The organism is Hymenobacter latericoloratus (assembly GCF_014199535.1).
GTDB lineage: Bacteria > Bacteroidota > Bacteroidia > Cytophagales > Hymenobacteraceae > Hymenobacter > Hymenobacter latericoloratus.
In genome coordinates, this window is record NZ_JACHNV010000002.1 from 80,413 (window position 1) to 105,391 (window position 24,979).

At 57.7% G+C, this 24,979-nt stretch carries 20 protein-coding genes and 1 tRNA gene; 12 read left to right on the plus strand and 9 right to left on the minus strand.

Features of this window, described 5'->3' with window-relative positions; all coding sequences use genetic code 11:
• Positions 1-27: 27 nt before the first annotated feature.
• Positions 28-1,398 (minus strand): ATP-binding protein, encoded by a 1,371-nt coding sequence (locus GGU46_RS05995; protein WP_183402662.1) that lies wholly within the window; start codon positions 1,396-1,398, stop codon positions 28-30.
• A gap of 67 nt (positions 1,399-1,465) precedes the next feature.
• A complete protein-coding gene (locus tag GGU46_RS06000) occupies positions 1,466-1,768 on the minus strand; it encodes a hypothetical protein (RefSeq protein ID WP_183402663.1) in 303 nt (100 codons plus the stop codon).
• A 170-nt stretch (positions 1,769-1,938) separates the two neighbouring features.
• On the opposite strand from GGU46_RS06000, the gene GGU46_RS06005 reads away from it, so the two are divergent.
• Positions 1,939-3,939: a peptidylprolyl isomerase gene (locus tag GGU46_RS06005; RefSeq protein ID WP_183402664.1), complete on the plus strand. Its 2,001-nt coding sequence runs from the start codon at positions 1,939-1,941 to the stop codon at positions 3,937-3,939.
• Positions 3,940-4,048: 109 nt separating this feature from the next.
• Here GGU46_RS06005 and GGU46_RS06010 read toward each other — a convergent pair whose 3' ends face one another.
• Positions 4,049-4,390 carry a cupin domain-containing protein gene (locus tag GGU46_RS06010; RefSeq protein WP_183402665.1) on the minus strand — a complete coding sequence of 114 codons (342 nt, stop codon included), beginning with the start codon at positions 4,388-4,390 and terminating at the stop codon, positions 4,049-4,051.
• 171 nt (positions 4,391-4,561) lie between these two features.
• Here GGU46_RS06010 and GGU46_RS06015 point away from each other — a divergent pair, with 171 nt between their 5' ends.
• The gene (locus tag GGU46_RS06015; protein WP_183402666.1) at positions 4,562-5,398 is read left to right on the plus strand and encodes a serine O-acetyltransferase; all 837 of its coding nucleotides are present in this window, start codon (positions 4,562-4,564) and stop codon (positions 5,396-5,398) included.
• A gap of 213 nt (positions 5,399-5,611) precedes the next feature.
• The gene (cysK, locus tag GGU46_RS06020; protein WP_183402667.1) at positions 5,612-6,532 is read left to right on the plus strand and encodes a cysteine synthase A; all 921 of its coding nucleotides are present in this window, start codon (positions 5,612-5,614) and stop codon (positions 6,530-6,532) included.
• Positions 6,533-6,669: 137 nt separating this feature from the next.
• Here cysK and GGU46_RS06025 read toward each other — a convergent pair.
• The 3 genes from GGU46_RS06025 to GGU46_RS06035 form a co-directional block, all read right to left on the minus strand.
• Positions 6,670-6,743: transfer RNA gene (locus tag GGU46_RS06025), tRNA-Ala, on the minus strand.
• Positions 6,744-6,911: 168 nt separating this feature from the next.
• A complete protein-coding gene (locus GGU46_RS06030) occupies positions 6,912-10,286 on the minus strand; it encodes a TonB-dependent receptor (protein WP_183402668.1) in 3,375 nt (1,124 codons plus the stop codon).
• Positions 10,287-10,427: 141 nt separating this feature from the next.
• The gene (locus GGU46_RS06035; protein WP_246398896.1) at positions 10,428-11,144 is read right to left on the minus strand and encodes a C40 family peptidase; all 717 of its coding nucleotides are present in this window, start codon (positions 11,142-11,144) and stop codon (positions 10,428-10,430) included.
• 15 nt (positions 11,145-11,159) lie between these two features.
• On the opposite strand from GGU46_RS06035, the gene GGU46_RS06040 reads away from it, so the two are divergent.
• Complete coding sequence (locus tag GGU46_RS06040; protein ID WP_183402669.1) at positions 11,160-12,569, plus strand: FAD-binding oxidoreductase; 1,410 nt, start codon at positions 11,160-11,162, stop codon at positions 12,567-12,569.
• A gap of 150 nt (positions 12,570-12,719) precedes the next feature.
• On the opposite strand, the gene GGU46_RS06045 is transcribed toward GGU46_RS06040, so the two are convergent.
• The gene (locus tag GGU46_RS06045; RefSeq protein WP_183402670.1) at positions 12,720-13,250 is read right to left on the minus strand and encodes an acyl-CoA-binding protein; all 531 of its coding nucleotides are present in this window, start codon (positions 13,248-13,250) and stop codon (positions 12,720-12,722) included.
• A gap of 128 nt (positions 13,251-13,378) precedes the next feature.
• On the opposite strand from GGU46_RS06045, the gene asnB reads away from it, so the two are divergent.
• The 7 genes from asnB (at position 13,379) to GGU46_RS06080 (ending at position 20,969) form a co-directional block, all read left to right on the plus strand.
• Positions 13,379-15,286 carry an asparagine synthase (glutamine-hydrolyzing) gene (gene asnB / locus GGU46_RS06050; protein WP_183402671.1) on the plus strand — a complete coding sequence of 636 codons (1,908 nt, stop codon included), beginning with the start codon at positions 13,379-13,381 and terminating at the stop codon, positions 15,284-15,286.
• Positions 15,287-15,362: 76 nt separating this feature from the next.
• The gene (locus tag GGU46_RS06055; RefSeq protein ID WP_183402672.1) at positions 15,363-16,094 is read left to right on the plus strand and encodes a glycosyltransferase family 2 protein; all 732 of its coding nucleotides are present in this window, start codon (positions 15,363-15,365) and stop codon (positions 16,092-16,094) included.
• Positions 16,095-16,157: 63 nt separating this feature from the next.
• A complete protein-coding gene (locus GGU46_RS06060) occupies positions 16,158-17,501 on the plus strand; it encodes a UDP-glucose dehydrogenase family protein (protein WP_183402673.1) in 1,344 nt (447 codons plus the stop codon).
• Positions 17,502-17,593: 92 nt separating this feature from the next.
• Positions 17,594-18,580: a UDP-glucuronic acid decarboxylase family protein gene (locus tag GGU46_RS06065; RefSeq protein WP_183402674.1), complete on the plus strand. Its 987-nt coding sequence runs from the start codon at positions 17,594-17,596 to the stop codon at positions 18,578-18,580.
• 99 nt (positions 18,581-18,679) lie between these two features.
• Positions 18,680-19,090, plus strand: coding sequence for a sugar 3,4-ketoisomerase (locus tag GGU46_RS06070; RefSeq protein ID WP_183402675.1), 411 nt, complete (start codon positions 18,680-18,682; stop codon positions 19,088-19,090).
• Positions 19,069-20,001, plus strand: a complete 933-nt coding sequence (locus GGU46_RS06075) for a GNAT family N-acetyltransferase (protein WP_183402676.1) — start codon at positions 19,069-19,071, stop codon at positions 19,999-20,001. The genes GGU46_RS06070 and GGU46_RS06075 overlap by 22 nt, the downstream gene beginning before the upstream one ends.
• A gap of 32 nt (positions 20,002-20,033) precedes the next feature.
• Complete coding sequence (locus tag GGU46_RS06080; RefSeq protein WP_183402677.1) at positions 20,034-20,969, plus strand: glycosyltransferase family 2 protein; 936 nt, start codon at positions 20,034-20,036, stop codon at positions 20,967-20,969.
• Positions 20,970-21,040: 71 nt separating this feature from the next.
• On the opposite strand, the gene GGU46_RS06085 is transcribed toward GGU46_RS06080, so the two are convergent.
• Positions 21,041-22,003: a glycosyltransferase family 8 protein gene (locus GGU46_RS06085; protein ID WP_183402678.1), complete on the minus strand. Its 963-nt coding sequence runs from the start codon at positions 22,001-22,003 to the stop codon at positions 21,041-21,043.
• Between the two features lie 37 nt (positions 22,004-22,040).
• Positions 22,041-23,312: an acyltransferase family protein gene (locus tag GGU46_RS06090; protein WP_183402679.1), complete on the minus strand. Its 1,272-nt coding sequence runs from the start codon at positions 23,310-23,312 to the stop codon at positions 22,041-22,043.
• Positions 23,313-23,430: 118 nt separating this feature from the next.
• Between GGU46_RS06090 and GGU46_RS06095 the strand changes: the two genes are divergently transcribed.
• Entirely contained in the window at positions 23,431-24,396 is a 966-nt protein-coding gene (locus GGU46_RS06095; RefSeq protein ID WP_183402680.1) for a glycosyltransferase family 8 protein, read from the plus strand.
• Positions 24,397-24,979: the final 583 nt, after the last annotated feature.

Below are 24,979 nucleotides of genomic sequence, written 5' to 3' on the forward strand. Positions count from 1 at the left end.
CTGGCAACTCACCCCTGACAACTGAAATTAGTGGGGCAGGGTAACAATGAACTCGGTGCCGTGGCCTTCCTGGGTTTCTACGACCAGCGTGCCGCCGTGGCCCTTGGTAATGATATCGTAGCTCAGGGAAAGGCCCAGGCCCGTGCCTTCGCCGGTGGGTTTGGTGGTGAAAAACGGTTGAAAGATTTTCTCGACCACGGCCGGCGGAATGCCCGTGCCGTTGTCGTGCACCCGCACCTCCACGTCGCCGTCGGGCAGCTGCCTGGTCGTGACGGTAACGGTAGGCGTGTAGCCCGGCTGGCCCAGCTCCTTGCGCTTTTGTACGGCATAAAAGGCATTCGTGAACAGGTTCAGCAGCACCCTTCCCACATCCTGCGACACTACCTCAATGGGGGGCAGGCCGGGCTCGAGGTGCGTGACCAGGGTAGCGTTGAACGTTTTGTCCTTAGCCCGCAGGCCGTGGTAGGCCAGGCGCAGGTACTCATCGGCCAGGGTGTTCAGGTCAGTGGATTGCCGCTCGCCGGTGCTGGCGCGCGAGTGCTCCAGCATGCCGCGCACAATGCTGGCCGCGCGCTGGCCGTGGTGGTTAATTTTCAGCAGGTTCTGCTTTAGGTCGCCCAGCAGCTCGGCCTCCAGCGCCGGGTCGCGGTCCGGGTTCTGCTGCTCTTCTTCCAGCTCGGTAACCAGCTCGGCGCTGACATCGGAGAAGTTGGTCACGAAGTTGAGCGGGTTCTGGATTTCGTGGGCAATACCGGCCGTCAGCTCCCCGAGCGAGGCCATTTTCTCGGCCTGAATGAGCTGGGCCTGGGTGGTTTTGAGCTCGGTCAGGGCCTCGCGCAGCTCCTCGGCCTGCTGGGTCAGAATGGCCGTGCGCTCGGCTACCAGGCGCTCCAGCTCTACTTTTTGAGCGGCCATCAGGCGGCGGGCTTTTTCCTCTTCCTCCCGCTCTATGCGCTCCTTCTCCAGGTGCTTTTTCTGGCTGCGGGCAATGAAGAACGAGGTAAACATCCAGATGAAGGAAAAGCCCTTGGCCGTGTCGAAGCCTTCATCATACTCCTGCAGCAGCCGGGTGCCGGAAAGCAGCAGCTCCACCGCCGATAGCACCAGAAACGGCCCCAGCCCCAGCAGCAAGGTGCGGGCCGGCCGGTAGCTGCGCAGCAGGAACAGAACCGTCGTTACGGCCAGCATCACCAGCAGCATGTACAGCTCATCCAGCTGGTCTGACTTCCAGTGGATGGCCCGGGCTCCGATGAACAGCACCAGGCCGGGCAGCCAGAGCCACCCTAGCAGCTGGTTGAGCCGGGGCAGACGGGTAGGCAGGTCCAGAAACCGGCGCAACCCGCGCACCACAAACAAAGCCAACACCACACTCAGCAACACATCCGCATTAAGATCCATGAGGAAAAATCAGTTCGGGAGAGGGCAGGAGAGAGAGGAAAGATGCGAAAGACGAGCGTTGCGGTGGCTACTTGGCCTTCACTTTGCGGTCGGCCCACACTCTCGGCAGCGGAATAGTTAAGATAAGCACCGGATTGCTGGTAGTGGAGCGCCCCTGTTTGCTAAGGGTTTTAAGCTTGCCTTTTTCTTTAGAGGTCAGAATACCGGCGTACTCCCCAATCAGGCCCACCACCGTGGGCAGCGTCAGGTGCACCGTCAGCTCTTTTTGCGGGGTAGCAGGCACCGCCGGGTCGGGGCGGGTCTGCGCCGCGCTACGTCCGGCGCTCAGCAGCAGTAAACTTAGCAGTAAGAGTAACCTGGCGCCCGACATACGTGAAATATTGCTGTCGTAAAGATGCTACTATAAATAGGTTTACCCCTATTCCGCCCCGGAAATGCTTGAATCGGGCAGGATAAGGGCAAACACCTCCGGCCAGCAGGCTAGATGCTGGCGGCGGCTGGCTGGTTGCTTGTCGGGGCAATTTCTAACTTAGGCCGATCATGACCTACTCCGCTCTGTGCCGGGCTGCTGCCGTAGTGGCCGCCGGCAGTCTGCTGCTACCGGCCTGCACTTCCCGGCCGGCCACCGCTTCATTGGGTGCGGCCGCCCCCAACCAGTTTGCCGCCGATACCGTGCTGCGCCGCATTGCCACTGCCCAGGACGAGCGCCGCACTCCGGCCTTGCTACCCTACCTCAACCGGCCCGAGGAAGCCTACCGCCGCGCTGCCGCCGAGGCCTTGGCCTCGGTGCAGGACAAAGCGGCTACCCCCGCGCTGCTGGCCCTACTTCAGCAGGATGCCGAGCCCTCCGTCCGGCGGGAAGCGGCCTATGCCTTGGGGCAAACCGCCGACTCCACGGCCGAGGCAGTGCTGGTGCAGCGCATTGCGGCGGAGCCCGATGGTACCGTGCGCCGCTACGTGCTGGAAGCCCTGGGCCGCTGTACGTCCCGGTCCGGCCTGGCCAGCCTCACCCGCTTACCCCCCGCCCTGGCCCCCGATACCGCTGCCCTTAGCGGACAAGCCTGGGGCCTGTACCGGGCCGGGTTGCGCGGGCTTACCTCTGAGGCGGCCGTAAGCCGGCTGGTGCAGCTGCTGGGGCGCGGCAACCCAACCAGCGCCCGCCTGGCCGCGGCCAATGCCCTGGCCCGCACGCGCGGCCTCAACCTGGCGCCGTACGCTGCCGCCCTGGGTGCCACGGCCCAGCAGGATGCCCACTATGCCGTACGCAGCGGAGCTGCCGCCGCCCTAAGCAAAGCCGCCACCGACCCCACGGTGCCACCGCTGCTGGCCAGCCTGGCCCGCCGCGACCCTGACTACCGGGTACGCGTGAGTGCCCTGCGCGCCCTGAACGCCACCATGTATGCTCCCGTGAAGGAGGCAGTCTGGAGCGCCCTGACCGATGCCAACGCCCAGGTGGCCCTGTCGGCGGCCGAGTTCTTTCTGGCTCATGCTACTAATGAGCCCGGCGGGATGTTTCTGGAGAAAGCCAACCGGCTGGAAAACTGGCGGGCACGGGCTACACTGTTGGCAGCAGCTCTGCGCCAGCAAAGCCCCGAGCAGGCGGCCATTCGGCGGGCCGTGCAGGAGCGCTACACCGCTGCTGCGGACCCCTACGAGAAAGGCTACCTGCTGAAAGCCCTGGGCGAAGACCCGGCCGCCTTCGATTTTGTGCAGCAGGCCACCTTTGCCCCGAATCAGCCGCTGGTGATTGGCACGTATGGCATGGAGGCCCTGGTAGCCCTGGGCCGCCAGCCCAACTTTCCGGCCGGCCGCTACCCCGAGTTTGCCCTGGCTTTGCGCCGGGGGGTGCTCAGCGGTGATGTGGCCGTGATGGGTACCGCCGCCGAGGCCATCCGGGACCCGAAACTGAAACTGCAGAAGCTACTGCCTAACCCCGATTTCCTGCTGCAGGCCCGCGACCGGCTTACCCTGCCCCGCGACCTGGAGGCCTGGCAGTCGTTGCAGCAAACCATTGATTTCCTGCAAAACCGCACGACGCCTACCGCTACGCCCGTAGCCGCGGCCACTTCCCATCCCATCGACTGGGGCCTGGTCAGCACTATTCCGGCCGGACAGCGGGTAGTAGTGCACACCGGTAAAGGCGACATTGTTCTGCGGCTGCTGGTGGAGCAGGCGCCGGGTTCGGTAGCCAGCTTCGTGGCCCTCACCCGGCAGGGATTCTACAATGGCAAGAACTTTCACCGGGTAGTGCCCAACTTTGTGGCCCAGGGCGGCTGCCCCCGCGGCGACGGCTGGGGTAGCTCCGACTACAATCTGCGCTCCGAGTTTGCCGATTTGCGTTACGGGGAAGGTGCCGTAGGGCTGGCCTCGGCCGGCAAAGACACCGAAAGCTGCCAGTGGTTTATCACTCACGCGCCCACTCCTCACCTTGATGGCCGCTACACCATTTTCGCTCAGGTAGTGCAAGGCATGGACGTGGTCAGCCGCCTCGACATCGGGGACCGGATTGACCGGGTGGAGCTGATGGATAGTCGGCGGTAGCAAGGGGGCTCTGGTCGGCTTCCTTGCATGAGCCGGGGATTAGTAAAAGCAAAACTGCCCCAGCCGCTTCTAGCGGCTGGGGCAGTTGCGTAGCGGGCGTTACAGTGGGCTACTCTTCGTCGCGGCCGTGGGCCTGGGCCGGGGGAGTAGTAGCTTCCACCGCCGAAAAGGCTTCGAGAATTTTGTACGTGTGCGCGGCACCCTTGGGCACTACCCACGAGTTGCCGGGCTCCAGCACAACCATCTGGCCTTCGATGTGCAGCTCGGCCCGGCCGCTCAGCACGTAGCCTACCGTTTCATAGGCGCGGGCCGTGGGCTCTTTCGGGTCGCCGGGCTGTTCGTTTTCCCAGAGGCGCATGGCTACATGCACGCCCGAGGCTAGGTATTTTTCGCCATCCGCGCCTTTGGGCGAGAAGCGGGAATCAACTTTAGTGATGGTGGTATCGGCCATGAGGAAGGGGCTAGATGTGAATACGTATGAACTTTGCTGACTAACGCGGCGCGGGCGGGGTGGGTTACCCACAGGCCCAAATCCTAAACCTTGCGCCCCGCCCGCGGTTGGGAAAAGTCGCGGCTATTCTATCTTCCGCCTTTCAGCCCGTTGGCGGGCTCCTTTTTGCTCATGTCTTCTTCCAACCCCGATTTCGTTCAGGCCCTCACGCAGGCCCACCAGCACACGGCGGCCCCGCTGCCGGCCCAGGCCTTCTGCCAACTGGCCGAGCAGCTGCTGGACCTGCTGTTTCCCGAGCGCTCCGCCCGCCCCCTGCGTACCCCTGATGCCGTGGCCGCTACCCTGGATCAGCTGCGCACCGACCTGGCCACGCTGCTGCGCGCCGTGCCTACCCCCAGGCCGGCCCCCGAACTGGCGGCTAGCCTCATGAGCGCTCTGCCGGTGCTGCGCGCTACTCTGCTGCAGGATGCGGCTGCCATTGTAGCCGCCGACCCCGCCGCCCAGGGCTTAACTGAGGTAGTAGCTACTTACCCCGGCTTCTACGCCATTGCTATGCACCGCTTCGCCCACGGCCTGCACCAGCGCGGCATCCCGCGCGTGCCGCGCATTCTGAGCGAGTATGCCCACCAGCGCACCGGCATCGATATTCATCCGGGCGCCCGCATCGGCCCCTCGTTCTGCATTGATCATGGCACGGGCCTGGTCATCGGCGAAACCTGCGTTATCGGGGCACACGTCAAGATTTTTCAGGGCGTAACGCTCGGGGCCCTTAGTGTGGCCAAGCACCTGCAGGGCATCAAGCGCCACCCCACCATCGAGGACCATGTGGTGATTTACGCCGGTGCCACTATTTTGGGCGGCAGTACCACCGTGGGCAGCCATAGCATTATTGGAGGCAATGTGTGGCTTACGGAAAGCGTACCCTCACACTCGCGGGTGTACCACCAGGCCCACATCCACGTCACCCGCTCCCAGGACCCCACCGAGGATATTACGTTTTCAATTTAGGTGGTTAGGTGGTAGAGTGAAGAGGTGATGGGGTGATGAGGTGAATCGTGACAAGTGAAAAGGTAGCCGCAGATTGGTAACGCCAGCCTGCCGACACAATACACAGAAGCCGCCCTTGCACCATTCACCTGTCACTATTTACCTCATCACTTCTCACCTCCTCACCTGTCACCTCATCACCCCATTACCATTCACTTCATCACTTCCTACACCATGAAAGCCACTTCCATTCTGGAGACTATTGGCAATACGCCGCTGCTGCGCCTCAATAAATTGTTTGCTCACCGCCCCGACGTGGAGGTGTGGGTGAAGCTGGAACGGGCCAACCCCGGCGGCAGCATCAAAGACCGGATTGCCCTGAGCATGATTGAGCAGGCCGAGCGGGAAGGTATTCTGACTTCTGACAGCCTGATTGTGGAGCCTACTTCGGGCAATACGGGGGTAGGGCTGGCCATGGTGGCGGCCGTAAAAGGCTATAAGCTCACGCTGGTTATGCCCGAGAGCATGAGCATCGAGCGCCGCCGCCTCATGGCCGCCTACGGGGCCAACCTGGAGCTGACGCCCCGCGAGAAAGGCATGAAAGGCGCCATTGAAAAGGCTCACGAGCTGGTGCGTGACACCCCCGGCGCCTGGATGCCCATGCAGTTCAGCAACCCCGCCAACCTCAAGGTGCACGCCGAAACCACGGCCCAGGAAATTCTGCGCGATGCTCCCGAGGGCTTCGACTTCCACATTACCGGTGTGGGTACCGGCGGCCACATCACGGCCGTTACGGAAGTGCTCAAGCCCCACTTCCCCCAGATGAAGACCTTCGCCGTGGAGCCGGAGCTCTCGCCCGTTATCAGTGGGGGTGCCCCGGGTCCGCACCCTATTCAGGGCATCGGTGCCGGTTTCATCCCCGACAACCTGCACACCGATATCCTCGACGGTACCATTCAGGTAAGCCAGCAGGAAGCGTTTGAGTACGCCCGGCGTGCCGCCCGCGAGGAAGGCCTGTTCGTGGGTGTTTCCTCTGGCGCGTCCTTAGCGGCCGTGGCTAAGAAGCTCGACGAAGTACCCCAGGGCGGCCGGGTTCTCACGTTCTGCTACGATACCGGCGAGCGGTACCTGTCGGTAGAAGGCCTGTTTGTGTAACGGCGAACTACCCCCATCAAACGCAAAAGCCGCCTCCATCTGATGGAGGCGGCTTTTGCGTTTGATGGGGGTAGTAAATCGAATACCATTCAAAACAAAAAAGCCTGACCGGTAGGTCAGGCTTTTCAGAACGGGAGTGGAGAATATCGGAGTCGAACCGATGACCTCTTGCATGCCATGCAAGCGCTCTAGCCAGCTGAGCTAATCCCCCGTTTGGTGTTATCCATCCGCCGGTTGCGTTTGGTGTGACAAAAGTACGGCGGCTTTTGGAATCTGCAAGAGGTAGGTCGAAAAAAACACAAAAAAATTTGCGTTGCCCAGACAAAAAAAATGGGCTGACGATACCGTCAGCCCATTTTTAAAAAGCTAAAGCCTTGGCTTAGTTGAAGATGTAGCGTACACCAACCTGCATGTAGTAGGTCGAAGAGACGCTCAGGTTCCGGCGGAAAGTTTCCTGCACCAGACCGCCGCGGTCAAGCTGCAGACGGAACGTGGGGCGAGTGGTACCACCGGGGGTGAGGGAGCTCACGTTAGTGGGCACCAGCACCGAGCTGGCGTTGGTCACGTTAATCAGACCCCAGTCGCTGTTGATCAGGTTGCCTATGTTAAAGATATCGAGGCTCAGCTGCAGGGTGTTGCGCTTGTTGCCGATGTTCGTGAAAATGTCTTGCAGCAGCTTCACGTCCACTTGGTTGCGCCAGGGCAGCAGGGCGCCGTTACGCTCCGCGTAGGTGCCTTTCCGGTCGCGCAGGTATTTGTCCTGCTCGATGTACTTGAAGAACAGGTCGCTTTGCTGTTGAGGCGTGTAGGTTACGGCGCTGGAGCCGGTGCCCACCGTCTGCGATACAAAGTTGATTTCCGACGCGTCGCGGGGGATGTAGATCAGGTCGGCGTTGCCACCGTCGCGGTTGAAGTCCGCCGAGTACACGTAGGAGAAGCGGCCCTGCTGGCTGCCTTCGTAGAACACGGAGAGGGTAGTAGCCAGGTTCTTGAGGTACTCCCGCTTGTACGATACCGAAGCAATTACGCGGTCCGGCACTACGTAGCTGGCGTAGCTCAGCTGCAGGTTGTTCGAGCCGTTTACGGTCGGGGTCTGCTGCCAGGCCGAGAGGGGCTGGTCGCCGCCACCGTCGTAAAGGTTACGGGCGTCGCTGCGGGTATAGGCTACCGAAGCATACAGGCCGTTGTCGAACTGGCGCTCCAGCTTACCGGTCAACGACCAGTAGTAGCCTTTGTTGGCGTTGTCCAGCACAATGGCGTTGAAAGCCCCGCCACCAGCCGTGCCGTTCGGTACGGCCTGGCCCGCCCCGTTGATGGGGTTCAGGAACTTGTCCTGGTTGTTGTTCGGGTAAATCAGGCGGCTATCGGGGTAGCCCGATACGCCCAGGTTACGCGGCTCTACCAGGTTGGCATTGCGGAATATAGCCGTATTCAGGTCCTTGTTGTAGATACCTTCCAGCGAGGCCACGAAGCCACCGGGCAGTTTGGCATCCACACCCAGGCTGCTCTTCAGCGTCTGGGGGAACTTGAAGTTCTGGTCAACGGCCGAAATAACGTTTGGAATTACGGTACCGGCGGCCGGTACCGTAGCGGGACGGTAGAAACCGGGGTCTTCGTTGAAGCCACGATAGCCGCCAGGCAACTGGTCAATGGCGCTACCCGAGAATGTACGGGTAATCTGCAACAGACCTGCGTCGCCGGCCTGGCTTACAATCCAAACGTAGGGCACACGGCCGGTGAAGATGCCAGTACCACCGCGCAGCTGAACGGTCTGGTCGTTGTTTACATCCCAGTTGAAGCCAACGCGGGGCGAAAATAGAATGCTCGACTTGGGCAGGTTGGCAACGTTGATTTTCTCGTTGTTGGCGAAGTTCAGCGCCGAAACCAAGGGGTGCTCCTTCAGCTTCTCGGGGTAGGTTACGTAGTCGGCGCGCACGCCTACCAGCAGGCGCAGGTTCTCCCGGATGGAGTAGTCGTCCTGAGCGTAGAGCGAGTACTGGCCAAACTTAAACGTGGGGAAAGCCTGCTCAAAGCCGGGCGAGAGCGAGTAGGTGTAAGCGAAATCGGTGGGGCGGGCAGCAGCTAGCTGGGCCGGAGTCGAGTTCGGGTTGCTGGCCGTTTGGAAATCAGCGAACGAGTTGAAGCGGTAGTAGCTGGCAGCAAAGCGCTGGAAGCCGTTCTTGGTGATGCTGTAATCCGCCTGACCACCCAACGTGATGTTGTGACGGCCAATCAGCCAGGAGAAGTCGTCGCGAACCGAGTAGATAGCCACGTCACGCAGGTTGCCCAGCGTGAAGGGCTCGTAGCCGAACGAGGTGAAGGGGGTAGGCGCGTTGGTACCATCAGCCTTCAGGATGTCCACGAAGGGGAATATCCGGCTATCAGAGCTGCGCGGGTCGTTCTGCTTGGTGTAGGTAGCCCGCAGCGTGTTGGTCATGTTGCCCCCGAACGTGGAGTTCAGTTCAGCGGCCGCCGAGTAAAAGTTGGCTTCTTGGAAGTAGCCGGCGTAACGGAACGGCAGGGCGTTCAGGTCCGTACGGCCCGCCCCGAAGGCGAAGTTGGTCAGCGGGCTCGACGAGGTGCTGGGGAAGCTGGGCGTCTTGCCTTCCGTTTGGTTGTAACGGATGTTGAAGCGGTGGTTCTTGCTGATGTTCCAGTCAATACGACCCAGGAACTTCGTGCGGGGGCTGGTGAAGTCGTAGCCCTGGTAGCCGCCCGTTTCGTAGCCGAAGCGCGTGCTGAGGTAATTGCTGATTTCGTCCAGCTCACCGGCCGTTGGGCGGGTAATGTTGGTAGCCGAGCCGTAGGGAGCAGCAGCAGTAGCGGCAAAGCGCGTCTGGCCCGGGGTACGGTTTTCCTCTATTTCAGCGTTGGCGAAGAAGAACAGCTTGTCCTTGATGATAGGGCCGCCCAGACGGAAGCCGTACTGGTAGAAGCGCGAATCCTGCAGAGGAACCCGCTCGTTGCCTACCCGGTCGCCGATAAACTTATCGTTGCGGAAGTAACCGTAAACCGAACCGCTGATATCGTTGGTGCCGGAGCGGGTTACGGCGTTGATGGCGCCACCCACGAAGCCCGACTGACGAACGTCGTAGGGCGTTACGCTTACCGTCAGCTGCTCAATAGCATCCAGCGAGATGGGCGTACCGTTGGCGGGCAGGTTGCCGCCGATACCGAAGTTGTTGTTGAAGTCGGAGCCGTCAACCGTAAAGTTGTTCTGACGGTTGTTGCCGCCCCCGATGTTCTGACCGTTCGATTGCGGCGTCAGACGCGTGATGTCGTTGAGGCTGCGGGTGATGGAGGGCAGGCGCTCAATCTGCTCGCGCTGCACGGCGGTAACTGACCCAACGCGGTCCGAGTTGATAAGCGCATCGCGGCGGCCGCTTACTACTACCTCGCCCAGCTGCTGCGACGATTCACTCAGGTTGATGTCCAGGCGCAAGTTCTGGCCCAGGCTCAGGAACAGGTTTTCCCGCGTGGCATCCTGATACCCTACAAACGTAATCCGAACCGTGTACGGACCGCCTACGCGCATACCCTGAATGTTGAAGCGACCCTCCGAATTGGTTGGCGCTACGTACTGGGTGTTGGTAGGGGTGTGAACAGCAATTACCGTTGCCCCAGGCAGACCCTCGCCGCTCTTGTCGGTAATGATACCGTTCATTGCGGAGGTGGTCACCTGTGCCCAGCTCATGTGCGCTGACAAAATTGCCAGCGGCACCAGCGCCACAGAGGCGTAAAGATTGCGTCTCATAAAGGGGGATTGGTGAAGAAAGAGGTTCGCTGAGAAAACGAGGTGCAAAATTACGGTTTCAGAAACCGCTTTGTGTTACGTCAGTATTATTAAACAGCAGGAGGCCCAGGGCCGATTTCGCCGCAAAGGTAAGAGGGAAATTCACAATCTTGGTCGTACCGCTTTTATGAATCTGCTCAGGTAGTAATCGGTTTCCAGGGCGTTTTCCACTACTCCTAACGAGCTGGAAGAGTGGATGAACTGCACGCTTTCGGCCGAGGCTTCCGTAATCAGGCCCACGTGCGTAATCGTGCTGCTGCCGGGAGAGGCTCCAAAAAATACCAAATCGCCAGGCCGGAGCTCCTGTGGCCTTATTTGCTCCCCCCAGAGCGCCTGCTCGTTGCTGGAGCGCGGAATGGCCACATTAATAGCGGCAAATGATTCCAGCAGCAGGCCGGAACAGTCCATCCCGAGCCGGCTGGTGCCGCCAAACTTATAGGGAGTGCCCTGAAAAGAGCGGGCGGTTTCAATCACGACGGCCATTTGGCGGGGCACGTTAGCCGGCAGGGGGCGGGCAGCGGGTGCGGCGGGCCGGCGGGCTACGGTTTTTGTTCTGCCGGCTGGGGTAGAGGTTTTTACCTTGGATTTGACCACGGCGGGCGCGGCGCCCCGACGCCGGTCGGCGGCCTTCATGCGCGCCATGTCCCGGGCCGAGTAGTATCGGCCGTTCCGGTAGTTTACTTTGCTGGTGCTGCACGCCACCAGCCAGCTGCCTAGTATCAGCAGTAAGACGGTAATAAGTGGCCGTTGCCACTGCGTTGAATACCGTACCTTCGTAACGTGTTCCCGCATCGGGGCAAAGATACGCGAAGTGGTCATTTCACTCATCTATATATGGAATATCAGGTTTTGACTCCTGCTCTGGTAGCCGAACTGGAAACGATAGTCGGGCCGCAGCACGTGCTTACTGCCCAACGGGTGGAGGCAGACGTGTACGCCGATTATGGCCGCGACCATACCGAGGATTTTCACTTTGCTCCCGATGTGGTAGTGCGCCCCGCTAACGCCGAGGAGGTAAGCGCCATTGTGCGCCTGTGCTATGAGCACCGCATCCCGGTAACACCTCGTGGTGCCGGCACTGGCCTAAGCGGCGGAGCCCTGCCCATTCACCACGGAGTGCTGCTGAGCACCGAGCGGCTGAACCGCATTCTGGCAATAGATGAGCGCAACCTGCAGGCTACCGTGGAGCCGGGGGTAGTGAATGAGGTATTCCAGAACGCGGTAAAGGAGGTCGGCCTGTTCTATCCCCCTGATCCGGCCAGCAAAGGCAGCTGTTTTCTGGGCGGTAACCTGGCCCACAGCAGCGGCGGACCCAAAGCCGTGAAGTATGGCACTACCCGCGACTACGTGCTCAACCTGCAGGTAGTGCTGCCCACCGGCGACATCATCTGGACGGCGGCCAACACCCTGAAAAATTCCACCGGCTACAACCTCACCCAACTCATGATTGGCTCGGAGGGCACCCTGGGCATCATTACCAAGGTAGTGTTCCGGCTGTTGCCCTACCCCCAGCATACCATCCTGATGCTGGTGCCCTTCCGCCAGGAGGAGCAAGCCGCCGAGGCAGTTTCGGCGGTATTCCGGGCCGGCATTATTCCCTCGGGCATGGAGTTTATGGAACGGGAAGCCATTGCCTGGTCCTCTGACTACCTGAAAATTCCGCTTACCCTACCCGAGGATATTCTGGCTCACCTGCTAATTGAGCTGGATGGGCAGGACCTGGAGCAGCTTTACAAGGAAGCCGAGCAAGTGTACGCCGTGCTGGAGCACTACGACGTGGGCGAAATTCTGCTGGCCGACAACGCCACCCAGAAAGACGAGCTCTGGAAAATCCGACGCAACATTGGCAATTCGGTGCGCTATAACTCCGTGTATAAGGAAGAGGATACCGTAGTGCCGCGGGCCGAGCTGCCTACCCTGCTGAAAGGAGTTAAGGCAATTGGGGCGCGCTACGGCTTCAAGAGTGTATGCTACGGGCACGCCGGCGACGGAAACCTGCACGTAAACATTATTCGGGGCGAGCTGACCGACGAGCAGTGGAACGTGGGGCTGCGCCAGCCCATCAGCGAAATATTTGAGCTGTGCGTGAAGCTGGGCGGCACTATCAGCGGCGAACATGGCATCGGGCTGGTGCAGAAAGGCTACATCGGTATTGCACTCAAGGAAACTAACCTCCAGCTAATGCGCGGTATCAAGCAGGTATTCGACCCGCACGGAATCATGAACCCCGGCAAGATCTTTTAATCCCGGACGAAGACGGATTCACCGGATTCCATTGTCTGCTGGCAGAAATAGAAAAGAGGCCGCCTGATCAGGCGGCCTCTTTTCTGTGGTACGGTTACGTGGGTTGACACTTAATCTGTGCAATCCGCCGAATTCGTCTTACTCCGTGATTTAGCTCTGGTCGCCTTTCAGCTTGTCTTCGCCGCCGTACGGAGCGCCGGCCGTGATGTCGCCGCGCAGGCCACCCTGCGAAACGCCCGGCTGGGTGCTGGGCTGCTGGGCCAGGGTGGTATTATCGTTGGGCTGCACCTCAGGGCCGGAAGCTGCATCAGCGCCTCCTACCTGCGAACCGGTAGCCGGCTGGCCGTTGCCGGTAATAACAGTGGTTTTTTCACCTACCGGTCCGGCTATTTCCGCAACCTTCTGAATGTACTGGCGCTTGGCATCGTCCTCGCTCACGCCCTTGAACTTGCTCCAGGAGTCCCACTGGGCCTGCGACATGCCCGCGTAGCCGCTGGGATTGGAAGGCGAGTCGTCGCCGACGACGTCTTTCTCCGTGTCGTGGTCACCTTGGGTAGCTTGCTTGTAGAGGCCGTATAGCTCGGTCATTTGCGCGGCCGCCGCGTCGCCGGGCAGGTTGTCAACACGCGATACGGCGGCCTCAAATTCCTGCTGAAGACTTAGTTGATCTTGTAGATTCATGGTGGGGTAGGGTTGGGAAAAACAACGATTCCTGAGGTGTGTACTAACGTGGCATGGCTTTGGTTGCGGACGCCGCCTTGTAGTTTTTAGAAACTCAAGTCCTGATAGTTCGTACTTTTGCCCGCCTTATGTGTGGAATCTCCGGAGTATTCGCTTTTACTGATGCAGGCCGCAGTTCGCTGGCTTCCCTGCGCGCCTCAACCGACGCCATTGTTAGCCGCGGCCCCGACTCGCAGGGGCACTTTGCCTACGAGCGGTGCGGCTTAGGCTTTCGGCGACTGGCCATCCTTGATTTAACTGCCGATGGCAACCAGCCCATGACCGACGAGTCGGGCCGGTACACCATTGTCTTCAACGGCGAAATTTTTAATTTCAAGGAGCTGCGCCAGAAGCTCGTCAACAAAGGCCACCGCTTCCACTCCCAGACTGATACGGAGGTAGTGCTCCACCTGTATATATCGGAGGGACGTAACTTCCTGAAAAAGCTCAACGGCTTCTTCGACTTCGCCATTTTCGATAAAGAAGAGGATTCTGTATTTCTGGCCCGCGACCGGATGGGGGAGAAGCCCCTGCTGATTTACCGCGACGAGGACAAGCTGCTGTTCGCCTCCGAGATGAAGTCGTTGCTGGCCCTGGGCGTACCCCGCAAGCTGGACTACGTATCCTTGAGCCACTATCTGCAGCTGAACTATATCCCGGGGCCGGCTACCATCTTTAAAGGAGTCAAGAAGCTGCTGCCCGGCCACTACCTCTATGTGAAAGGCAAGAAGGTGGTCAAGAAGCGGTGGTACAAGATTCCGTACGACCCCAAGAAGACCGATAAAATCAAGCTCTCCTACGAGCAGCAGCAGGCCAAACTAGTCGATTTGCTCGACGACGCCACCGCCCGCCGCCTCGTGGCCGACGTGCCCCTGGGCGCTTTCCTCAGCGGCGGCATCGATTCTTCGGTGATTGTGGCCCTGGCCTCGCGCCACACCCAGCACCTGAATACCTTCAGCATTGGCTACCGCGACGAGCCGTTCTTCGACGAAACGAAGTACGCCAAGCTGGTCGCCGACAAATACAAAACCAACCACACGGTTTTCTCGCTGACCAACCAGGACCTCTACGACCACATCTTCGACGTTCTGAACTACATCGACGAGCCTTTTGCCGACTCTTCGGCCCTGGCCGTGTACATCCTCAGCAAGCGCACCCGCGAAAAGGTGACCGTAGCCCTCTCGGGCGACGGAGCCGACGAGCTGTTTGCAGGCTACAACAAGCACATGGGCGAGTTTCAGGTGCGGCAGGGCGGCTTCAAGGCCGAGGCCGTGACGGGCCTGAATCTGCTGTGGGACGTGCTGCCCAAGTCGCGCAACTCGTTTTTTGGAAACAAGGTGCGGCAGTTTCAGCGCTTCTCGCGCGGTATGCTCGCCGGACCCAAAGACCGGTACTGGGACTGGGCTTCCTTTGCCTCGGAGAAGGACGCCCGCGCCCTGCTCAGTCCGGCCGCCCGCCGCAAGGTAGGGAAGAAGCTGGCCGATAAGCGCCGCCGGGAATTGCTGGAAGACCTGCACGCCGACGGCGACCTGAACGAGGTGCTGCTCACGGATACTAAAATGGTGCTTCCGTACGACATGCTCGCCAAGGTGGACCTGATGAGCATGGCCAACTCCCTGGAAGTGCGCCCGCCCTTCCTGGACCCCAACGTGGTACGCTTTGCTTTCTCTTTGCCCGTGTCGAGCAAGATTGACGGCAAGATGAAAAAGAAGATTGTGCAGGACGCCTTCCGGCCCATGCTGCCCGAAGAGCTGTACAAACGGCCCAAGCACGGCTTTGAAGTACCCCTGCTCAAGTGGTTCCGCGGGGAGTTGCGGCCCCTGATTGAGGACGATTTGCTCTCGGATGCGTTCATCGAGGCCCAGGGCGTATTCGACGTGGAGGCTACCCGCGCCCTCAAGCGCCAACTGTTCTCCTCCAGTCCCGGCGACGTGCATGCCCGCATCTGGGCCCTCATCGTGTTTCAATGGTGGTGGAAAAAGCACATGATGGCGTAGGCTACCCGGTTCGGCGCTCTGCCGCTTCCGTTCCGGGGCCTACCCCTCCAATACCTTTCGTTTCCTGCACAACCCTATGATTCCGGCCGCGCCCTCCCGTAAGCTCTCCATCGTTATTCCGGCTTATAATGAAGGGGCTACTATTCACCTGATTCTTGACCAGGTGAAGGCAGTGCAGCTATTGGGCGGCTTCACCAAAGAGGTACTGATTGTCAACGACTGCTCGCGCGACAATACCGAAGAAGCCGTGCAGCGCTACATGGCGGCCAATCCGGAGTTGCCTATTCAGTACTACCGCCACGAAGTCAACCAGGGCAAAGGCGCGGCCCTGCACACGGGTATCCGGAAGGCTACCGGCGACTATATCATTATTCAGGACGCTGATCTAGAATATGATCCGGAGGAATACAATGTGTTGCTGCGACCCGTGCTGCGCGGCGTAGCCGACGTGGTGTACGGCTCCCGGTTCATGGGGGGCAACCCGCACCGCATTCTGTTCTTCTGGCACAGCATCGGCAACAAATGGCTGACCATGCTGTGTAACGCCTTCTCCAACCTGAACCTGACCGATATGGAAACCTGCTACAAGCTGTTCCGGCGGGACATTGTGCAGGGCCTGCAGCTGGAGGAGAAACGCTTTGGCTTCGAGCCGGAAGTCACTATTAAAATGGCGCGGGTGCCCCACGTGCGTATCTACGAAGTGGGCATCAGCTACTACGGCCGCACGTATGCCGAAGGCAAAAAGATTGGCTGGCGCGACGGCTTCCGGGCAATTTATTGCATTATCAGATATGGTCTTTTCAAGTAGGCCTTCTCTCTAGCTTTCATGGTGAGCCTTTGGCTCTTTTTTCCCCCTTATTTTCCCACTTACATGAAAATTGCAGTAGTAGGCACAGGCTATGTAGGCCTAGTAACAGGAACCTGTTTTGCCGAGGTTGGCATTGATGTAACCTGCATTGATATCGACCAGCGCAAAATCGACAACCTGCACAAAGGCATTCTGCCGATTTACGAGCCAGGCCTGGAGGAAATGGTGTCGCGCAACGTCGCGGCCGGCCGTTTACACTTCTCCACCAACCTGGCCGAAGCCATCAAAGGCTGCGATGTGGCCTTTATTGCCGTAGGCACTCCTCCCGGCGAGGATGGCTCGGCTGACCTGAAATACGTGCTGGCCGTGGCCCGCGCTATTGGCGAGAACATGACCAGCTACGGCGTTATCGTGACCAAGAGCACGGTGCCGGTGGGTACGGCCGCCAAAGTGCGCAAGGAAATCGAGGACGCGCTGGCCCGTCGCGGCGAGAACATCGAGTTCGACGTTGCTTCCAACCCCGAGTTCCTGAAGGAAGGCGCCGCCATTGATGACTTCCTCAAGCCCGACCGCATTGTGGTAGGCGTGTCGTCGGAGCGCGCTGAGGAGGTAATGAGCCGCCTCTACAAGCCCTTCCTGCTCAACGGCCACCCCATTATCTTCATGGATATTCCGTCGGCGGAAATGACGAAATACGCGGCTAACTCCATGCTGGCCACCAAGATTTCGTTTATGAACGACATCGCCAACCTCTGCGAAATCATGGGCGCCGATGTAAACATGGTGCGCAAAGGCATTGGCTCCGACGCCCGCATCGGCACGAAGTTCATTTACCCCGGCATTGGCTACGGCGGGTCCTGCTTTCCCAAAGACGTGAAGGCGCTCATCAAGACGGCCGCCGAAAATGGCTACCAAATGCAGGTGCTGCAGGCCGTGGAAAGCGTAAACGAAGGCCAGAAGGAGGTGCTGTTCAACAAAGTGCAGAAGCACTTCGGCGGCGACCTGAAGGGCAAGAAAATGGCCGTGTGGGGCCTCTCGTTCAAGCCTAAAACCGACGACATGCGCGAGGCGCCCTCGCTGGTAATCATTGAGAAACTGCTGGCCGAGGGCTGCACCGTAACCGCCTACGACCCTGTGGCAATGGAGGAGGCCAAGCACAGCCTCGGCGACCGAATTACCTACGCCAAAGACCAGATGGAGGCCCTCATCGATGCCGACGCCCTGCTGGTGGTAACGGAGTGGCCCGAGTTCCGGGTGCCGAACTTCGAGGTAATGGGCCGCCTGCTCAAGCAGAAGGTTATCTTCGACGGCCGCAACATTTACGATGCCGCAGAACTGCAGCAAGCGGGCTATGCCTACCACTGCATTGGCATCAAAACGGCCCACCACGAACCGGCTCAAGCATAGCTCAGGCACGGCTTGAGCATGGCTTACGGATATAGCGTAAGCACGACTCCGGCTACCTGCCTGCTTCTCAGCAACGACTAATCGACACGTATATGTCTGATAAAAAACGCGTACTTATTACCGGCGGAGCGGGCTTTCTGGGCTCCCACCTCTGCGACCGGTTCCTGGCCGAAGGCTACCACGTCATTGCCATGGATAACCTGGTGACCGGCGACCTGGAAAACATCCAGCACCTGTTTGGTAAAGAAAACTTTGAGTTTCATCACCATGATGTTTCCAAGTTTGTCTTCGTGCCCGGCAAGCTGGACTACATCCTGCACTTTGCCTCGCCGGCCTCGCCCATCGACTACCTCAAAATTCCGATCCAGACCCTGAAGGTTGGCTCGCTGGGTACCCACAACCTGCTGGGTCTGGCCCGCGTGAAGGGCGCCCGTATGCTGATTGCCAGCACCTCGGAAGTGTACGGCGACCCGGAAATTCACCCTCAGGTAGAGGAGTACTTTGGCAACGTGAACCCCGTAGGCCCCCGCGGCTGCTACGACGAGGCCAAGCGTTTCCAGGAGGCCATCACCATGGCCTACCACAACCACCACGGCCTGGAAACCCGCATCGTGCGCATCTTTAATACCTATGGTCCGCGCATGCGCCTCAACGACGGCCGCGTACTGCCGGCTTTCCTCTCGCAGGCCCTGCGCGGCGAAAACCTGACGGTATTCGGCGACGGTTCACAAACGCGCTCCTTCTGCTACGTCGATGACCTGATTGAAGGCATCTACCGTCTGCTGCTGAGCGACTATCATATGCCCGTGAACATCGGCAACCCGTCGGAAATCACCATCAAGGAGTTCGGCGAAGAAATTGCCCGCCTCACCGGCGTGGAGTTCAAGCCCGACTACCGCCCCCTACCCGAAAACGACCCCATGAAGCGCCGCCCCGACATTACCAAAGCCAAGGAGGTGCTGGGCTGGGAGCCGAAGGTGGACCGCGCCGAAGGCCTGCGCCGCACACTGGAGTACTTCCGCGAGCATGTACCCGGCGTAGTAACCGGCCAGGTAGATAATACCCCGCGTACCTTCTAAGCCTAAGCACGGCTATATGCAGCGAAAAGCCGGTTGACGAAAGCAACCGGCTTTTCTTATTTTACGGGGCATAGTGCCGCTGCGCCGCCCCACTACCCTATGAAACTCCCGCATCTACTTTCTTTTCCCGGTATCGGCGCCGACGATATGGGCTACCTCTCGGTGGTTGATCAGCCGGGCGCACCCTTCGAAGTGAAACGGGTGTTCTGGACCTATAATACCCCGGAAACCATAGTGCGCGGCCGGCACGCGCACCATCGCACGGAACATGTTCTGCTGGCCGTTACTGGTCGCATTGTGGTCCTGACGGAAATGCCCAACCAGGAGCTGCAAACCTTTGTGCTCGACCGGCCGGATGTGGGGGTGTACATTCCGCCCTGCTGCTGGCACACCATGCAGTACTCAGCCGGGGCTGTGCAGCTCACCCTGGCCTCCACGCCCTATGCCGAGGCCGATTATATCCGCACCTACGCCGAGTTTCGTCGGGTATGCAGTTCGCAGAGCAGTTAGCGGCGCGCCGACCGGCCTTGCTGGCGGCTGTGCCCTACGCGGCCCTGCCCGGTATTGCCCCCGAAACTGTATTCGAGCAGCTGGTGCGGCCCCGGCTGCAGGAGTTTACCCGGCAGGCTGGGCACTTCCGTTGGGTGGAAGGGGTAGGGGAGGAGCAGGTAGTATTCCTGTACCGGCACCTGCCTTGGGATACAACTTTTTTCGGCCGGGCTATGGCACGCTTGCAGGCCGTGGTATTTGGTCCGGCGGTGCGGTTGCCTGGGCTCACGGCGGCCATTCGCCAGTTTAGCCGGCACCTGGCCGCTACCGGGCAGCAGCACTGCTACTGCGAGGTTGCCGCCCCCGACGCCCTATTGCTGACGGCTTTGGGCCGCGCCGGCTGGGCTACCGTAGAAACCCGGCTGCACTACTACCACACCCTGCAGCCGCTCCCGGCCACCCGCTACCCCGTGCGCCGGGCCACGGCAGAAGATGCCGAAGCCGTGCGCCGCGTTGCTGCCATCAACCGCAACCCTGCCGACCGTTTCCACACTGATCCGTTTTTCAGCCCCGAGCAGGGAGACGCCTTCCTGGGCGAGTACGCGGCAGCTACCGTGCGCGGCTACGCCGACGTAGTTCTGGTGCCGCAGCACGGGCCGCTCGATAGTTTTCTGGCCATTGGGTATCTGGCAGCGGATGCCCGGTTGTTGGGTTGCCCACTAGGGCGCGTAGTGCTGACGGCCGTGGGTGCCCAAAACCAGGGTTGGCACCGCCCCTTGCTTGCTGAAACGCTGTGGCACTTGCACCAGCGAGGCAGCCGCTACGCCCTGCTGACCACCCAGGCTGCCAACCGGGCCGTAATCCATAACTGCGAGGTATTGGGCTTCCGGCTGGGTGGCCTCACACACATCGTTAGCTGGCAAGCCCGGTAGCAGGCCCCACCCAAACTGTTCAACTTCGCCCTATGCCAAAACTGTCCATCATCATTCCCTGCTATTTCAACGAGGCCAATATCCCCGTTACCATGCAGGCGCTGGTTGCCAACGAGGCCCGTTTCCCGGCTGAGGTCACCTTTGAGTATGTGCTGGTAGATGATGCCTCCGGTGATGGAACAGTAGCCGCCCTCCACACCTTCCAGCGCCAATACCCCGAGCGGGTGAAGGTGGTGGAGCTGGCCGCCAATGTAGGCTCCTACAATGCCATCGTGGCGGGCATGGCCTACGCCACCGGCGACTGTAACGTTATCATCACCGCCGACCTGCAGGACCCGCCCGAACTGATGGCCGCCATGTACGCCTACTGGCAGCAGGGTTTCCCGCTGGTTATCGGTAACCGCCAGGATCGGCAGGAGGGTGCCGTTAGTGTCCTTTTAGCCAAACTGTTTCATAGCCTGATGCGGCGCTTTGCGCTGCGCAACATCCCGCCGGGCGGCTTTGATTACGTGCTGTTTGACCGGCAAGTGCGGGAGCAGGTAGTGCGCCTGCAGGAGCGCAACAGCAACGTGTTTTACCTGATGACGTGGCTGGGCTACCCCTACGTAAACCTGCCATACTCCCGCCGTCGTCGCGAAATCGGCACTTCCCGCTGGACGCTGTCGAAGAAGGTGAAGCTGTTTCTGGACTCTTTTCTGTCTTTTTCCTTCTTTCCCATACGTGCTATTTCAGTCACCGGCATCTGCCTGGGCGCGGTGGCGTTGCTCTACGGGCTATATCTGGTGGCATTGCGGCTGAGCGGTACGGCCCAGCCTGCCGGCTGGACCATGCTTATGGTAGTGCTCCTCTTTGTTTCGGCTTTCCAGATGATGGCCCTCGGCATTATTGGCGAGTACGTCTGGCGCGGCCTCGACGCCGCCCGCAACCGACCACTCTACGTGGTGAAAGCAGTGCGTGAGCCAGAGTAAGAGGTGGTTAATCGGAAGAAAGTAGCTTCTCCTATGATATGATGAAACCCCTAAGTAATATTTGAAAAAATCTATATATTTTGATTTGCGCCTGACGAAATAGCGCGCTTGATTTTGCCTAAGATGGGTGTATTTAAATAGAATTTAAGAAGATGTTTAAAAGTGAATTTCTTGATAAAGCTTTTAGATAATTTAATATCAAAGTATTTAACAAATGACTTTACTGGGGATATATTATAATATTCAAACCACTTATACTCATAAACATGGTTACAATCAGTGAGTACATTCCAAGGCTTAGGCCCACTAAAGTGGATGATTGTCTTGTCCTTTAGGTACTCATCTAGTATAGCTCTGTCTGTCACAGACGGACAGTGCACCCCTGTCAAATTGTAGCCTACGCTCAATTTGTACCAGTCGTTAAGCAAGACCATGTTCAACGCGTCTTGATCAGGAAATTGTTTGATACGTTCAGGGTATTTTATAATAACATCTGTTACACGCTCAGTTACATTCTTCTCATTCCATTTGTGAATGTTGATAAGAGTTACACCTGAGTTGAAGTACTGTCCCTTCTGTGTAATTCCAAGATCCTCACGAATAGGCATCCAATCATCGGCGACGGCGGCGAGAGGGTGCTCTCCTGTATCCAGATGTGATAGGGGACTAAGATCACCTACTACAATTGTATCAATATCCATATAAATAATAGATTCAACTGAAGGGGGAACCAGCTTGGCAAAAAATAGACGGTAGAAAATCGTTTCAGTAAAGTAGCTGCCTGCGTGGTCTGGCAGCACAAAGTCCTGGACCAGGTGAGGCTCGACAGTGTAGAAAAAGATTTCTGCTCCGTGCTTCTTGGCGTAGCGTACCAGCCCGCTCTTGTCGGTTTCTGATATATTTGTTGCAATGGCGTGTATAACAATGTTATGCGCGCTGTTATGATAAAATATAGAGGTGAGAAGTACATAGAAAGGCGGGAGGTAACCTTTGTCGAAACAAAAGCCCAGATGGATAACGGGGGGAGTGGACATGTGGTGAAAATGACGGGAAATCGGAGTGAGAAGCTGTTTATAGAGTGTTGAAAAAAGGTGTCTTTCGTAGCTGTTTAACGACTAATGGGTGTAATTTTCTTTCCAATATATAAGCTGCTACTATCGTACTCACGATAGCAACTGATGTGCGTAAGATAAATGCAGTGTTTGTTTTGTTGATAAAATCGATTCTGCCAATTAATATTATTATTATGAAATGAATTAAATAAATACCGTAGGATATACTGCCTAATTTAATCATTGGGGCGGGTAGCGTTTTTTCTTTATAGCTTTTGCTTCTGCTTTCAATAAACAGTAAAATAATGCCGATCAGGTAGAATATGTAGGCAACGACTCTTGAGTCTATGTCTATTGGGCGTTTGGTGCTGGAGTATATTTGGAGCAATAGGTATAACAGAGGTGTGGCTAAAATGGTGATCATCAATAATTTGTTGTGCTTTATTCTCTTATTTGTAAAATACGTGATTAACAATATGCCTAAGGGAAAATAGCTAAAATCAGAGGGCATGATATTTAGGACGCTGTAGTGGCTTTGAACTCCCCTCATAGTATCTGTATGTAAAGTATATTCCATAACTTCTTTGATGAAGTTAAGCGAACCGAATGATAGCATGACACACAATAGACCCGCGAGCGTGTAACGAGAAGTGTGGGCACGGGATGTTACATCCGTTTTGGCTAGCCAAAGGCCAACGGTCCAGAAGCAAAAGCCGAATCCATACATTGCAAGTAGCTGAATGGGTAGTATAAGCTGAAAAAATAAGCCAAATAGCAAAGCGGAAAAGAAAATATGTATAGGATTTATATTATATACAGAAATGGGTATAAATAGTATGTAAAACAAAACCTCGTAGTTCAACGACCAGTTCACCCCGATTTCATACATAGGGTCAGCCGTTACCCTTTGCAGAAACAATGCATTTGATAAAATTTCTGTTGCAGAGTATGTTTTGTCGGATATTAGTAAAGCTAACAGTATGCCTGTTATATAGATAGGATACAATCGTATGAACCTTTTCTTTAAATAAGGTACAGCGGTTGCCCATGTTAAAGGCACTTTAGTTGCAAGGCCAATAACATAACCCGACAGGATAAAAAAAACCAATACCGCTAGGTGCCCAGGTAAGTCATATGTCCATAATCCAGATCTTTCAGATCCGTTCAACACCTTGGAAAATCCTAAGCAGTGACTTATTACCACTACTAACGCGGCAAATCCGCGTAATGCTTCCAAATTAAATTCAAAGTGTCTTTTAGGATGAGGTTGACCTGTAGTGTATGCCGTCATACGCACAAAGTTATACAAAGCATAGGATACATACCTGTATCTTTGCCATCCCAATCTTGAGAATACCCAACGGTTAGGTGGTCCTGATTTTTCGATGGGACTTCTTATAACTTTACTCATGTCAACCAATCCCGCTACCATTCACATTGCCATAGCCTTTGACGAGGTGTACGTTACGCCGGTTTATGTGCTGCTGACCTCCATCTTTTCGAATAACCGCAACTCGCAGGTGCAGGTCCATGCCATTGCCACCGACGTGCCGGAGGCCGAGAAGGCCCGCATGGTAGAATTCGTCCGCCAGCAGGGCGGCGACATGCACTTTTACGTGGTTAGCCCGGAGGTCACCAGCGGCTTTCCGGTACCCGGCCCCGATGAGCCCGAAGCCTATATTACCATGGCGGCGTACTACCGCCTGTTTTTTCCCCGGCTGGTTCCGCAGGACATCGAGCGGCTGCTGTACCTAGATATTGACATGCTCGTGATTGGGTCCCTGGACTCCATGTACCAAACCGATCTGCAGGGCGCGGCCGTGGGAGCCGTCATGGAGATAGAAGTGCCGCTGCGTAGCGAGATTGGCATCCGGCGACTAGAGGATTATTTCAACTCCGGGATGCTACTGATGCACCTGCCCCGGTGGCGGGAGCAGCAAATCAGTGAGCAGGCCATTGAGGTAATCGTGCGCACTCCCAAAGAGGTGCTGCTTTACCATGATCAGGATGCGTTGAACGTAGTGTTTGACGGCCGCTGGCACCGACTGGAGAGCCGCTACAACCTAATGAAGGCCTATATCCCCCACGATCTGGCCCGGCGCGACCTCCGCACGTACCTTGCCGATAAGGTCATCATCCACTACAACGGCCGCAACAAGCCCTGGCACCGCGCCTGCATTAACCGCCTGCGCTTTCTCTACCCCCACTACCTGCGCCAATCGCCGGTTGCCCGTTCGAGCCGCTACATGCCCAAACCCATAACTAAGGAAACGCTTAAGCAGCTGGTACACAGTCGGGTAATGGAAACATATTTCAACTACCCGAAAATAGGACAGTTATGGCGGCGGTTGAAGCGGGGGCGAATAGATAGCTGAGCTAAAGTAAATTTTGGCGCCTGCCACCCGGGCCGTAAATAGCTTATGGGCAAATGGCTGCTGGTGTGGCGGTTGAACTCGTGAAATAGAGTAGGTAGATCTGCTTTAAGACGCTGTTTAAGTTAGCCGATGAAGTGGCGTCTCTACTTCGTTTTACTGACTGAGCAAGTAATGCAAACGACTACCTAAAATCTGTAAGAGGATAGCAACATACGCTTAGCCATTTGTCAGCGTTACTGCGAGGAATATGATTAGTTAAACCACACCTCCAGTAATAAAAAACAGCTCGGCCATTAGCGCGCAGCTGCTCCCGCCTGCTCTCAAACGTCTCCGTGGTACCTCGGTGCCGATTTGCTGATTGTAAGAAGCCTGGCCGAGGTGTACCGGGCCGGTACCGGTTCGGCAGTGACAGGAGGCGTCATAAAGGCCGGAAAGCGCCCACACCCGGCGTTGAATATTCGTCGTCTGCCTGGGAAGATGAGTGAGGCCCACCCTAAAAAGCTGAAATACAGTCACCAGTCCGCACTGAATACGTATCCTTAAAGCCACTGGCAATGGCTGGAGAGCTGCTACAACCTCATGA